We start from the raw sequence: 14,068 nt of genomic DNA on the forward strand, positions 1-14,068 counted from the left end.
ATGGCTGAATGGCAAACACTTTTATTATGGCTGGTCATTGGTCATGTTATCGCCGATTTTTATCTGCAACCCATGAGTTGGGTGCATGACAGAAATAATCGGCACTTTAAATCAACTAAAGTCGTTTGGCATAGTTTAGTGCATGGTGTACTAGCCTTTATTGCACTGGCAGTATGGCAACACAACTATGACTTTGGGGTTAATGGTGCAGCTTTTGGTTATGCGACGCTTTTGACTGTTAGCCACTATTTAATTGATATCGGTAAATCATATTCGAGTAAGGGAGTGATACCGTTTTTGCTCGACCAACTCGCGCATTTGTTAGTCATTTTACTCATAACCTTTAATTTATCTGAGCCACTCCATATAAGTGATCAGTTACTTTTATTCATAAGCATACCAAGTAACCTCATCATTGGGCTTGGCTATTTATTGATACTGACCCCTGCCTCTGTGATGATCAGAATGCTACTTGAGCGCTGGGCATACATGGGAAATGAAGAAGAGAGCTTACCGCAAGCGGGGAATTTAATCGGGCAACTTGAGCGAGTGCTTTTACTAACTTGTATTCTTATTGATAGCTGGGCGGCTGTTGGCTTTATTTTAGCGGCTAAATCTGTATTTCGTTTTGGCGATTTAACCGCAAGTAAAGACAGAAAGCTCACTGAATATGTGATGCTAGGCACGCTTGTGAGTATTTTAGTTACATTAAGTGTGGCTGGAGTAATCAAGCTTTTCATATAACTTATCAGACTAGACCTGAAAATTATGTGCTTTCTATTAAGAGTCTTTCATTAAGAGCTTTCATAGAAAGTACATATTTTCTCAACAATGAAACAGCCCATATACATTCTGCTTCAGCTTTAATACCCCATTTAAAAATACCTTTATTTCTCAACAACAATTCAACCTTGTGTAAGCAACAAAAGATATGCTGGAAAGTCAAAAGAAAAAACAAACTGTATACAATATATATTATTCATGTTAAAAAGTTATCCCTCTTTAATATCAAGTACTAAAAAACAACAAAAAAGAGAGTAAAAATGAATAAGAAAAGATTACTTAGCTTGTGTATCGCTTTAGCATTAACAGGCTGTAATGGGAGTGATAGTAGTCAACCAGAAGTGCTTAAAGAAGAACATTCTGATTCTGAATCAGGCAATGAAAGCTCAAGTGAAAGCAGCTTTCCATACGCTGAAGAGCCGAGCTTAACCTTAGATATCGTTAAGAAAGGCCTTTCAACATCAGAGCCTATTGGCTATTACATCGATCTAAAAGAAGCAGCACCGAGCTTATTAATAAGTTTAGGTCGTGGCGAAGCTGGCTTAGACTTGGGTGATCCTGATGTTTACATTAAATACGAAGGCCTCCCTGAAACAGGCGACGCCCCTGTATTTGACTGTGTGTCTTTCAATAGCCCAAATAGCCATGAAACTTGCATAATCGATAACCCTCAGCCGGGTCGATACAACATTCTCATTGACGCTTATGAAGACTCGGCTGTAAATGATGCAACTTTATTCGCAACGACTTCGCTTTTTGCTAGCAGCGAATTATGTGCTGATATGGTACAAGTTCGCATTCAAGAAACGATGAATGAAGAGGCAAGAAAGCGTATTTGTGACACCTTGATAGAAACCAAAGCTCGTTTCGAGACAGTACTTAATGACAAGCTGTCAGCGGATACTGGCGTACCTGTACCGAATGACTTAAACGAAATCACCAATATAAATATCTTTGCAAGTCTATCGAATCATATGAGCTGGGTTGAACACTTATGGGACTCAGATAACAGCAGTGGTATTTATTTTGAAACTGCACCTACTGAATGGTATCACGACTCAACCATCCTTACTTTTAATGCCCTAGAGTGGAGCGGCGGCCGCTCAGTTGTGCGGTCACTCGCTCATGAGTATGTACACGCGCTTGATGGCCGATATAACAAAGAAGGTGGTTATAACGGCGACTTAGGATGGTGGACCGAAGGGTTAGCTGAATATGTAGGCACTTATTACCAGCGCCCATATCAAATGTTACTCGATGCTAATCAAGAAACAAGTTATTCGCTCAGCGATATTACAACTCCTACCATTAGCTACAGCTCTTTTTATGATTGGGGCACTTTAGCCGTCGCTTACATGATTGAGCAGCACCCAGGTGAAGTTAAAACACTCATCGCGAATATGCGCGCTGGTGAATGGGACACGGTGAGTGCACAGTTAGCAGAGTTTTCAACAGCCTATGAAGAAAGCTTTAAAACATGGCGCACAAAGACCTTGGTTGACAACTTTAAAGCAAGCGCACAACCTTTAACCTTAGGTGAAGCGATGCCAATTAACGGGCGTGGTGGCTGGGTATATAGTGTCACTCTATCAGAAGAGACACCTGCGTTAACCTTCAAAACGTCTGGTGGCTCGACCAACGTGGACCTTTGGGTGAGCAAAGACTCACCTGCACACCCAGCTATAGATCAGACTGTGCTTTGCAGCTCAACCACAGAGTCATCCAATGAAGAATCTTGTTCGCTTGAAACACCAGAACTAGGCACTTACTTTGTCACAGTAGGCTCTGATTTCGCTGGCGCAGATATTTTAGACCTATATTTAACGGCATGTACGGGCACGGACTGTACTGTAGATTTACCAGCACCTATGCCACTGATCACACCTGTCGAACCATACCTGCCTCACTGGCCAGAAAAAGGCATATTGGGCAGCTGTAATTTAGTTGAAACCTATGGCCGCAGCCGGCAGCAGATTGAAGGCTTCACCGTCAATAATAGCTCTGACAAAGATGTTCAGCTTTATTGGATCAACAACTACTCGGGTACTCAGCCAAGCTCTGCATTCCATACATTAGCAGCAGGTGAAACATTCAACGCGGATAATTGGGTGGTTGGCGATCGTATGATGTTAGGCGATGCTGCGGGTAACTGTTTAGGGGTTGCCATCGTCAACGATACTGATAATAGCTTTGAAGTAGATGCTGAGTTTGTAAAAGATGCCGTTAGCGAAGCCCCTATTCCTGTCGCAACAGCTGATATTGGTAGCTGTGAATTACTCACCACATATTCTAGACAAAGTAACAATGCGCCTGAATTTGCAGTACATAACCAGTCTGACACACCAGTGACACTGGCATGGGTCAACAACAGTGATGGGTCTTTATATTATGGTAACTATGGCACGCTCGAATTTGGCGACAGTTACGCTAATAGTAACTGGGTTGTAGGCGACCGTATGGCACTGATGGGCAGTGATGGCCAATGTTATGGCGTGCTCGACCTAAATGACAGCAGTAACATTTATGTGATTGATGAAAGCTTATTTAAAGAGTAACGCCTTTTGAACACAGACCTACTTTGAGTCACTTGCAAATAGGTGACTCACACAAATCAAAAGAAACAAGGATGTTCTTTTCTGACAACTCAAGTGTTGCATACCCTGATCATGTTTAATCAAATGACCAGCTCTGCATTTCTACTAAACGACTTTTGGTTCTCTCAAAAGCAAAAGCTAACTGCTCTCCCACATATAACTCGCTTAAATCACACTGTGCATCAATCACCAATAAACAATGCTGTTCGTAACACTCGTCAACCAGCGCAATAAGACGTCGTGCTTCATCGTCAAAACGGGCATTTTGAATGCTTGAATGCGCACGTTGATAACCGTCTTCTATACCTTGAACTACTCGCTTTTCATCTAGTTCAGCGCCCATTTTTGGCACTTTGCTAATAAATATAACCCGGTGATTTTGTGCCAGCTCGATGTAATCTGCAGTTGCTCTTGGGGTTGAACACAACGCCATAAAGTCAAACAAGTAGCCGTGCTCACTTTTACCTAATACTTCGACTTCTCTGCGGCATATCTCGATTTTTTTCGTTTCTAACACACCATGAGCGCGTTCAAATTGAGTTAAAAACCCTGCCTGATCCTGCACAAAGAAATGGGTGTAATTCGCACCATAAGCAAAACGATGATCAACCTCTCCTGCCACATTAATGACTTCACACTTCAAAAGTAATAAATGTATGGTCGGCAAAAAACGCTCTCTTGCTAAACCATTATGATAAAGCTGCTCCGGGTGAGCATTTGAAGTCGTTACCAGTATCACATCTTCTTTAAATAAGGCTTCAAACAGTCTTGCCATGATCATGGCATCACCAATGTCAGTGACAAAAAACTCATCAAAGCACAGTACCTTGGCTTTGCTGGCCCAGTCTTTCGCAACTTGCTGTAAAGGGTTAAGCGTGCCTTGAAGTGCGTTAAGTGCTTTATGCACTTGCGCCATAAAGTGATGAAAATGAAGTCTTTGCTTGGTCACCCCCGACAAATGTGCAAAGAACAAATCCATCAGCATGGTTTTGCCTCGCCCAACTGGGCCATATAAATACAAACTTTGACATGGCTTGCCCTGTTCAAGTGCATTCGCCAACGTATCTAAGGCATTCAACGCGATAATTTGGGCAGGATCTTGAGTCAGCTTTTGAGAATGAATTTGTGAAAAGTAACTGTCAGAGAGAGTTGTCATACTATAGCGAAACAGAATAAAGATAGTCTATCGTGTATTTTACAGGTTTTGCTAAGAAGATAAGACTATTTTGATTTATACCAAACCGCTTAACTAAGTGGTCTATTTTGAGGCAAGAAAACCTTGTTGGTAGCACCGCTCACGCGTCCTGCTATCGCTGAGGTACCTACATCCATGTAGGCAAGGCAAATATTTCGTTATTTAGTTGTTCTCGGCAATTGCTCCTGCATTGCCCAACCTTCTGCATCCATGCAGTCGTAAATGAGAAACCTTTAACGCAGCTATCATCAGGTTTAATCCCTCAAAATGATTAAGTGTTATTGCGGATTGTTATTATTAAAAAAAAAAAAAGCGCCGGGGGCAGCCGGCGCTTTTAGATTCGTATTCAAGGGGAATTGAATACCTTTACTCTCAGTAATTTAACCAGTATAGATGAAATCACTAAAAGTCCAGTAAAGTATAGGTCGTTTTACTTATACTTGACTAAGACCACCGTGCTCAGTGCCGGTACATCAATTCCCTCTGCTGTAATTTTTGTCTCTTTGACCACAGGGTCATGACCCTGTTTTAGCACTGGATGTAACTGGTAATCTTGACTTCCGACAACTTTGAATGAATTTTGTTCATCATTAGCGTTGAAGATCACCAAAATACGCGAAAATTTGTTATCTACAGCCTCTCCCTGAGTATCATCTAACTGCATAACAATTAAACCTGATTGATGATTTTTATCATTCACTGATTTTTGCGTATTTAAAAATTGGACTTTTTGCTGAACTTGATCTGCGGTTGCGAGACGGAATAACTCAGAGCTATTTCTGATTTTCAGCATATCGATAAACATGCCTTTTGCCAATTGAATATCTGCTGTATTTACATCATCACGATCTTGGTGACCTGCAAGTACCGTTTTGATTAAAGGCCAGTTATCTTTGTCTTTATCGGCAGGAGGTAGACCTACATTAAAGTTATTGTTTTGCCCTGCAAAGTCTGTGGCATTAAACCAATCACCATAATCATAGCTATCTCGTAAAAATGACTTTGAACGTAATAGCTCAGACCCCATATGAATAAACGGAATACCTTGGCCATACATTACATAACTCATGCTTTGTGCATGTAAACGCACACGCTCAGCGGCAGTTAAATCAAACGCTAGACGGTACTGACTGTTATCCCATAGTGTTTGGTTATCATGCTTAGACACATAATTAATGGTGTCTGCCGGGTCAAACGCATAACCAGTAGGTTGGTCACCATAAGGCACCTCTTTACCTAAACGCTTATCTAACCCATTGTATTTATTTGCTAAGTTATATTCAGCGAGATTACCCGCCATACCGATGCGCACTTGATCCATCGCCACAAAATAACGTTGTTTGCTTTGTGCGTCAGTTTGTAACTCGTTAGGTAATGTTAGCAGACCATTACCCACACCTTGCGTGTCACGGGTATTGTTGCCAGGGCCTCGAACTGCATCACGAAGACGATCGCTAAATGTGCCAATCTCAGTGCCTCCTAGCTCTAATTGGCTAGCTTGAACAAATTGTACATTATTGGCTACTTCACCAAAGTTCCAACCTTCACCGTAAAAGTAAGTATCTGGATCAACTTCACGTACTAGCTCTCGCGCTTGTAGCATTTCGGTTTTTGGCTGGTGCCCCATTAAGTCGAATCTAAAGCCATCAATCTTGTAATCACGGGCCCAAGTCACTAATGAATCATTCATCAGCTTTGCCATCATGGTGCGCTCAGTTGCAGTGTTACCACAGGTATAGCAAGTTGATTGCTCAACAATGCCTGTTGTTGGATTTAAACGGTGGTAGTATCCCGGCACAATTTTGTCGAGCACGGAATTTTTCGCCAAACCAAATTGATGAGTATGGTTGTACACCACATCCATGATCACACGAAAGCCCATCGAATGAAGGTGTTGTACCATTTTTCTAAATTCAACAATACGCGTTACCCCCATCGAATCTGTCGCATAACTGCCCTCAGGCACTGTATAGTGAAAGGGATCATACCCCCAGTTATAGTTATCAAATTGACGAAGGGCACTAACAAGCTTTTGCGCTTTAGCTGAGTCTGTTGGGTAGCTATTTAATACATCGACTACTCGTGTGTCTTTATCCCAAGAGTATTGACACTCGTCTAGCTCAGGCAACTGCTTGCACACAAACTGCATGCTAGAGGTATGACCAATGACAGTTGCAGCATCTTCGTTGATACTGCCTAAATCATAAGTCGGCAGCAGATGGATGTTATTTAAACCCGCATCTCTCAGTGCCGTTAAGTGCTTCATGCCATCTGAGTTCATATCGGTAAAAGCAAGATATTTACCACGCCAAGCACTGTTACTCAGCGCTTTATCACTGGCACTAAAATCGCGAATATGAGTCTCGTATAATATGTTATCTTCAGGCTTATTGATGCTTGGCACCGAATGACTTGCCCACCCAGTTGGCTGTGTGACTTTGTTGTCCAAGTCAACAACTTGTGCATGAGTACTGTTTGTGGACAAACTCAATGCATAAGGGTCAGTAGTAACGATTGTTTCGACTTTTTTCGTTTCTGGATGATAAACGGTGATTTCATACTGGTAATAATCAAGCGCTGCGATATTGTCCGTATTTACCTGCCAGACGCCGGTGTTTTTATCTTCCTGCATGGCAATTTTATTAGCGGGATTGTGAAGACTATTACCAAATGCTAGTAGAGATACTTTTTGCGCTGTAGGTGCCCACAGCTTAAATTGCACAGAATCTGCAAGTACGGTTGCCCCTAGATCAGACACTTCATTAGCATCATTCGCCGTTAGAGTATAAAGTGAATCTAATAGCTCCCCTTGCTGTACAAAGCTCACTAGCTCACCTTTGCTATCTACGACACTGACCTGCCCTTTCGCCCAGTTTTTCGCTTTTAGATTAGTAAGTGCAACTTTATATGCCTTAAAATCAGCTAAATGAGGATAACTAGCTGCAACCCAATTAGGCAACTCAATAGCCGTTAATGTCGCTAGCTGTGACATTTGTCCTTCAAGTAAGGTAGTTTTTAGCTCTAAGCTAAGCGCCTTGATCGAAGGGTCAATCAATACTAATTCTGACGTTAACCAGTGCGCTGCATATATAGCTTGTGTTGTTTTTTGCTCTGCTTGGCGCATTTCTGCTTGTGATGAAGCAACGATTTGGCAAGCGCTAAGTGATGCTAATAGTGGGATTGTTGTTATTTTCAGAAGTAAACCCAAAGATTTTTTTACTTTGCGCATTGCTATACCTCGTATTTACAAAACGATATTCAACTCATTTATAAGGTACTGAATGCTCTATATTTGACACAACCAAATAGACAGTCTTTGCATACGTATTCAGAACTTATTAACTAAACTCATCATTATGAATACGTATGCATTAACTATTCATCAACACAACACGGCTATATATTAAGCTCCGACAACCCATAACATGTTGGCATGACCGAACGATTACACAAGTTACTATAAAGTTTGGCATGTTAACGGTATAACCGAACACCTATGGCAACGGGGATAAAACAAATGCAAAAACTAAAACCAAGCAAAGTGACTTTGGCACTTTTAGCAAGCGGCTTTGCTGCAATGAGTGCACCAATGTTTGCTGCAGCACAAGATGCCGAAAACAAAGCACAGCAAGACGTTGAAGTAATAGAAGTAAAAGGTTTCCGCCGCTCGCTAGTTGAATCAATCAACGCTAAACGTTTTTCTACTAGTGTCGTTGAAACCATTTCAGCCGAAGACATCGGTAAACTACCTGACTCTTCGATCGCAGAATCTTTATCTCGCTTGCCAGGTCTTGCTACACAGCGTTTAGATGGCCGTGCAAGTAAGATTTCTATCCGTGGTTTCGGTGAAAATGAAAGCGGCACCACGTTAAATGGCCGCGAACAAGTTTCTATCAGCGACAACCGTGGCGCTGAATTTGACCTTTACCCATCTGAGATCATGAGCGGCGTAACCGTTTACAAAACACCAGATGCAAGTATCGAAGGTGAAGGTATTGCAGGTACAGTCAACCTACAAACAATCAAGCCATTGGACCAAGATGGTCGTATTATTCAAGTTAATGGTGTTATTGAAAAAACCAGTTTTGAAAAGCTAAACCCAGACGGTGAAAACAAGGGCCATAAAGCGACATTCTTCTACCTAGACAAATTCGCTGATGACACAATCGGTGTGGCATTTGCTCTTAATACTATGAGCTCGCCAAACCAAGAAAAACGCTGGAATGCATGGGGTTACCCTGAGTTTGAACAAGACGGAAAAAAATACTCTATTCTAGGTGGTGCTAAACCATACGTTCGCTCATCTGAGCTTGAACGTGATTCAATGATGTTCGTACTAGAAGCAGCACCGCGTGATGACGTGCGTATGACATTCGATGCGCTATATGTAGATTTCTTAGACAAGCAAAGATTACGTGGTATTGAAATTCCATTTGCATGGGGTCAAGGTACTGTAAGCGCAAACTCAGTAGATGATGCGTCAGGCTTTATTACTTCTGGCACAACCACGGGCCAGCGTGTTGTAGTGCGTAACGACTACAACGAACGTGATGCTGAAATGAAGTCATTAGGCTTCAACACAAAATGGGATGTAAATGAAGACTTACACTTAGATTTCGACGTTAGCTACTCAAAAGTTGAGAGAAAAATCATCGGTATCGAAAGTTACGCAGGTACTGGCCGAGGTGATTCTCGAGGTGAAGCAGACACGCTAACTTACACGTTTGATGGCGGCAACACAGGTGCTAAATTCGATCACAACCTTAACTACTCTGACTACGACCTAATTCAATTGGGCGGTCCTCTAAGTTGGGGTTGGAGTGGTCCACTCAATGATGCCTATGGTGTTAAAGGCACTGAATTCGAAAACCAGCTACAAGACGGCTTTATTAATACACCAGAAGTAGATGATGAACTTAAATCTCTTAAATTTGCTGCTACCCAAGCCATTGAGAACGATTTTATCTCAGCTGTGTCTGCTGGTATCTCATACCGTGACCGCGAAAAAGCGAAACTATCAGAGGGTTATTTCTTAACGCTTTCTAGCTTCAGCTACCCAAGTAACACAGGCATGATGGTCGTACCTGAGCAATACCGTTTAGGAAATGCCGACTTAGATTTCATTGGCATGGGCCAAATGGTCGCTTATGATGTAAACGCCCTTATTCGCGATGGTTATTACTATGGCCTAAAAGAAAGTAAAAATGACACATCTCACAAAATAAGAAGTTGGACAGTACGCGAACAAGTCACTTCTTTATTTGTAAAAGCAGATATCGACACTGAATTTGCTGACATGCCACTAAGTGGTAATGTAGGTCTGCGCTATGTGCGTTCAGAACAATCATCTCAAGGTAACGCAACATCAATTAATGAAAAAGGCGAAGTAGTCGTAGCATCCACCGATATCAGCCACGATTACAGCCACCTTTTGCCTAGCTTAAACTTAACGTTAAAGCTTGATGACGACCAAACGTTACGTTTTGGTGCAGCAAAGACTATTTCTCGTGCGCGCCTTGACGACATGAATGCTTCATTCGGTGCGACTTACAATGAAAAGCCAGATGAAAATGGTTACTATTGGGTAATCAGCGGTGGTAACGCTAAACTTGAACCAAAAGAAGCATTTGGCCTAGATTTAACTTATGAAAACTACTTCAGCAGTGAAGGTTATTTCGCTGTTGCATTATTCCATAAAGACATTTCTAACTGGCCATTCGACGATAGTTATGAAGTTGATATGACAGGTGTTGCAAACCCTAAGGATGGTGAAATTCCACCATACTCGAATGGTATCGCTAATGGTAAAGTAAACGGTAGTGAAGGTACTTTATGGGGCTATGAGCTATCAGGAACATTACCACTGAATGTATTCTCTGAGTCATTAGACGGGTTTGGTATTATTGCCAGCTACACAGGTGTTAAGTCAGACTTAAAGAGCCCTGAAGGTTTTGAATATAAGTTGCCAGGTCTGTCCGAAAGCATTTCAACATTCACTTTCTACTATGAGAATCACGGTTTCTCAGCACGTGCTAGCATGCGTAAACGTGATGACTTCAAAGGTGATATAAATGGTATTGGTTATAAAGCCGTTCAAGTAGACATCATGGGTGAAACAATTTGGGATGCACAAATTGGCTATGACTTTGGCGAAGGTGGCTTCAAAGATCTAGAAGGTCTATCTGTATTCCTACAGGGTTACAACTTGACTGAAGAACCATTCACGACACTAAGCGGTGACAATGCGTTACAGGTACGTGATTACCAAGATTATGGTCGTAACTACTCGTTAGGCTTCGCATATAAGTTCTAAACGAGCGTGATAAAGCTAAGTTAGATATGATAGCCCTTGCGATGAAAATCCAAGGGCTTTTTTGGGAGTAAACATGCAAAACAAAATTAATGATGTCGTCATAGTTGGAGGTGGTACAGCAGGCTGGATGACTGCAAACTTACTCGCAAGGGTGCTAGGCAAAAGCATTAACGTGACTCTACTTGAGTCAAATGACATTGCAACTGTCGGTGTTGGCGAAGCGACTATTCCGCCTATTATGCAATTCAATCAAGCCATTGGGGTCAATGAACACGCATTTATGCAGGCTTCCAAAGCCACCATTAAGCTTGGCATTCAGTTCGAAAATTGGCTAAGGCCTGAACATAACTATATGCATGCCTTTGGCAGCATAGGTAAAAACTTCCCATTCTGTGACTTTCATCACTTTTGGTTAAAACAGCAAAACAAAAATGAACAAGTCGATGACCTATCTTATTGGGATTTCTCACTTAACTACCAAGCCGCTAAGCACAACAAGTTCCAGAAGCTCAAACATCTTCCTAACACTAACCTGCCGGGCATTGCCTATGCGTATCATTTTGATGCAGGATTATACGCCAAGTTTTTAACGGAACATGGCAAGCAGCATGGGGTTAACCATGTTATTGGTACGGTAAAGCAAGTTAATCAAAACAACGAAACGGGTTTTATCGAAAGCTTGTTACTTGATGATGACACACAGCTCAATGGTAATTTATTTATAGACTGTACTGGCATGCATGCCCTACTCATCGAAAAAACACTCAGTACTGGTTACGATGATTGGTCACATTGGTTACCTTGCGATCGCGCTGTGGCCATCCCGAGTGAAAATGCTGAAACCGTTGTGCCTTATACGCGCTCTATTGCCCATCATGTTGGCTGGCAGTGGCAGATACCACTGCAACACAGAACAGGAAATGGCTTGGTGTATAGCTCTAAGCACATGAGCGACGAAGAAGCAAAACAAACACTACTGGGTAATCTGCCGGGCAAACCATTAAGTGACCCAAGAATTATAAAATTTAGAACTGGTCGTCGCAGAAAAGTCTGGAATAAAAACGTCATCAGCATTGGTCTATCAAGTGGCTTTTTAGAGCCATTAGAATCAACCAATATTCATCTTGTGCAAAGTGTGGCAACGCGTTTACTCAAGTTCTTCCCGCACAACGGCATTAGCCAAACCTTAGTCGATGAGTTTAACCGCTTGTGCAAAATTGAAATTGAAGGCATTCGCGACTTTATTATTTTGCATTACAAGTTAAATGCTCGAACTGATAGCGCGTTTTGGCGACAGTGTCAGCAAATGGACATTCCCAACACGCTGAAAACTAAAATTGAGCTATTTAAACAAACAGGCAAAGTGCACTGCGAGCCAAACGATTTATTTACCGAAATCGCTTGGCAACAAGTCATGCTCGGGCAAGGTATTACGCCAACCGATACTCACCCACTTGTTGATGGGTTAAGTGATGAACAAATCGAAGATATGATGGAAAGCTTACGAACGCTGGTCGATAAAACCGTCGAAAATATGCCTACTCACCAAGACTTTTTAATGCAATTCAAATAATCCCACACGCTTTATTATGCAGCCTGATGATTAAACTTTCAGGCTGTTTGTACCTACTAAAAACACATGCTAACAAAGTATGTGAATTTTCTTCATTGCCAAGCCATTAGTGGTTTAAATTCGAACCGATATAACGTTAGTATGTAATCGGTTTGGTCAATTATTTAGGAGAAAATAACATGGGTTTAATTCAATTATTATCACAACAGGCAGCTAAGGCAGCCAAAGTACTAGCACTTCTCACAACAGAGCAAAAAAACCAAGTATTACAAGCTATGGCACATGCGCTGCGTGCCGAAACCGATCAGATCCTTGTGGCAAACCAAACCGACCTAACCCATGCCAAACAAAATGAATTAAGCCCCGCAATGATTGATCGCCTAACCCTAACACCCGCACGCATCGAAGACATGGCACAAGGCATAGAAACCATCGTGTCGTTAGATGACCCTGTGGGCCAAACACGCAGCATGGGCACCCGACCAAATGGCATCGAAATCAATAAGATGCGTATTCCTCTAGGCGTGGTATGTATGATTTATGAAGCTCGCCCAAATGTTACCGCGGATGCGGGCGCACTGTGCTTTAAATCAGGTAATGGCGTGATCTTACGCGGCGGTAAAGAGGCGCTAGCCAGCTCAATGGCCATTGCTAAGGTCATGCACAAGATTTTAGCTGAGTTTAATCTGCCTGAAGCACTTATTACCGTCGTACCCGACCCTGATCGCGGTTTAATGATGGAGTTGATGCAACAAAAAGAGTACATCGACCTAATTATTCCACGCGGCGGTGAGGGGCTTATCAACTTTGTGACCGAAAACAGTACCGTGCCTGTCATTCAACATTTTAAAGGCGTGTGTCATTTATATGTTGATAAAGACGCCGATTTAAACATCGCAGAAGCGCTGCTATTGAACGGTAAAACTCAGCGAACTGGCGTATGTAATGCCCTAGAAGGATTAGTGGTTCATAAAGACATCGCTGATAAATTCTTAAACCAAGTTGCGCCTATTTTGCGTGCTGCCAACGTGAAAGTGAATGCCTGTAAACATGCTGCAAAGTACTTTGACGACGTCACTGTATTAAACGATGACGAATTTGGTGAAGAGTATTTAGCGCTAGAAATTGCAATTCGCGTAGTAGACGATTTTGCAGGTGCAATCGACCACATCGACCAATTTGGTAGTCATCATACTGAAGTGATCTGTACCACAAACCAAGAAACAGCCACGCTGTTCCAACGCAGTGTTGATGCATCTGTGGTCATGGTCAATGCGTCATCACGTTTCAGCGACGGCGGTCAGTTAGGTCTAGGTGCAGAAATTGGTATCGCAACGACTAAGCTACATTCATACGGTCCGATGGGCTTGGAGTCATTAACCACTGAAAAGTATTTAGTGAATGGTACAGGTCAGGTGAGAGATTAATTGGGTACTACCTTCCCTATAAAGGAATTATCAAAGTTTCTAAATCTGTAGGCGCGGGTTCACCCCGCGCTTTTTTTGCGCGAAATAAAAATCAGACTCACAGAACGATTACACACCATATCATGAACCTGTTAGTCACCCTTAACCTGTTAGTCACCCTGAACTTGTTTCAGGGCCTAATAA

General features: G+C 42.1%; 7 protein-coding genes. 5 read left to right on the plus strand and 2 right to left on the minus strand.

Annotated features, from left to right (window positions below; all coding sequences use genetic code 11):
- Together ACGHEH_RS06210 and ACGHEH_RS06215 are read left to right on the plus strand one after the other, a co-directional pair.
- Positions 1-744 carry a DUF3307 domain-containing protein gene (locus ACGHEH_RS06210; RefSeq protein ID WP_390442951.1) on the plus strand — a complete coding sequence of 248 codons (744 nt, stop codon included), beginning with the start codon at positions 1-3 and terminating at the stop codon, positions 742-744.
- A 299-nt stretch (positions 745-1,043) separates the two neighbouring features.
- Positions 1,044-3,338, plus strand: a complete 2,295-nt coding sequence (locus ACGHEH_RS06215; RefSeq protein ID WP_390442953.1) for a collagenase — start codon at positions 1,044-1,046, stop codon at positions 3,336-3,338.
- Positions 3,339-3,453: 115 nt separating this feature from the next.
- Here ACGHEH_RS06215 and zapE read toward each other — a convergent pair whose 3' ends face one another.
- Together zapE and pulA are read right to left on the minus strand one after the other, a co-directional pair.
- Positions 3,454-4,533: a cell division protein ZapE gene (zapE, locus tag ACGHEH_RS06220; protein WP_390442956.1), complete on the minus strand. Its 1,080-nt coding sequence runs from the start codon at positions 4,531-4,533 to the stop codon at positions 3,454-3,456.
- A 469-nt stretch (positions 4,534-5,002) separates the two neighbouring features.
- Positions 5,003-7,801, minus strand: coding sequence for a pullulanase-type alpha-1,6-glucosidase (gene pulA, locus ACGHEH_RS06225; RefSeq protein WP_390442958.1), 2,799 nt, complete (start codon positions 7,799-7,801; stop codon positions 5,003-5,005).
- A 288-nt stretch (positions 7,802-8,089) separates the two neighbouring features.
- On the opposite strand from pulA, the gene ACGHEH_RS06230 reads away from it, so the two are divergent.
- The 3 genes from ACGHEH_RS06230 (at position 8,090) to ACGHEH_RS06240 (ending at position 13,885) form a co-directional block, all read left to right on the plus strand.
- On the plus strand, positions 8,090-10,885 hold the full coding sequence (locus ACGHEH_RS06230; protein WP_390442960.1) for a TonB-dependent receptor: 2,796 nt from the start codon (positions 8,090-8,092) through the stop codon (positions 10,883-10,885).
- A gap of 73 nt (positions 10,886-10,958) precedes the next feature.
- A complete protein-coding gene (locus ACGHEH_RS06235; protein WP_390442962.1) occupies positions 10,959-12,458 on the plus strand; it encodes a tryptophan halogenase family protein in 1,500 nt (499 codons plus the stop codon).
- A gap of 179 nt (positions 12,459-12,637) precedes the next feature.
- The gene (locus ACGHEH_RS06240; protein WP_390442965.1) at positions 12,638-13,885 is read left to right on the plus strand and encodes a glutamate-5-semialdehyde dehydrogenase; all 1,248 of its coding nucleotides are present in this window, start codon (positions 12,638-12,640) and stop codon (positions 13,883-13,885) included.
- Positions 13,886-14,068: the final 183 nt, after the last annotated feature.

The sequence above is a fragment of the Pseudoalteromonas sp. MTN2-4 genome (assembly GCF_042848605.1).
Classification (GTDB): domain Bacteria; phylum Pseudomonadota; class Gammaproteobacteria; order Enterobacterales; family Alteromonadaceae; genus Pseudoalteromonas.

Bases quoted from the DNA above. Each gene is read 5' to 3' on its own strand.
- ACGHEH_RS06240 (WP_390442965.1), top strand. From the start codon at position 12,638: ATGGGTTTAATTCAATTATTATCACAACAGGCAGCTAAGGCAGCCAAA.
- pulA (WP_390442958.1), bottom strand. From the start codon at position 7,801: ATGCGCAAAGTAAAAAAATCTTTGGGTTTACTTCTGAAAATAACAACA.
- ACGHEH_RS06235 (WP_390442962.1), top strand. From the start codon at position 10,959: ATGCAAAACAAAATTAATGATGTCGTCATAGTTGGAGGTGGTACAGCA.
- ACGHEH_RS06230 (WP_390442960.1), top strand. From the start codon at position 8,090: ATGCAAAAACTAAAACCAAGCAAAGTGACTTTGGCACTTTTAGCAAGC.
- ACGHEH_RS06210 (WP_390442951.1), top strand. From the start codon at position 1: ATGGCTGAATGGCAAACACTTTTATTATGGCTGGTCATTGGTCATGTT.
- zapE (WP_390442956.1), bottom strand. From the start codon at position 4,533: ATGACAACTCTCTCTGACAGTTACTTTTCACAAATTCATTCTCAAAAG.
- ACGHEH_RS06215 (WP_390442953.1), top strand. From the start codon at position 1,044: ATGAATAAGAAAAGATTACTTAGCTTGTGTATCGCTTTAGCATTAACA.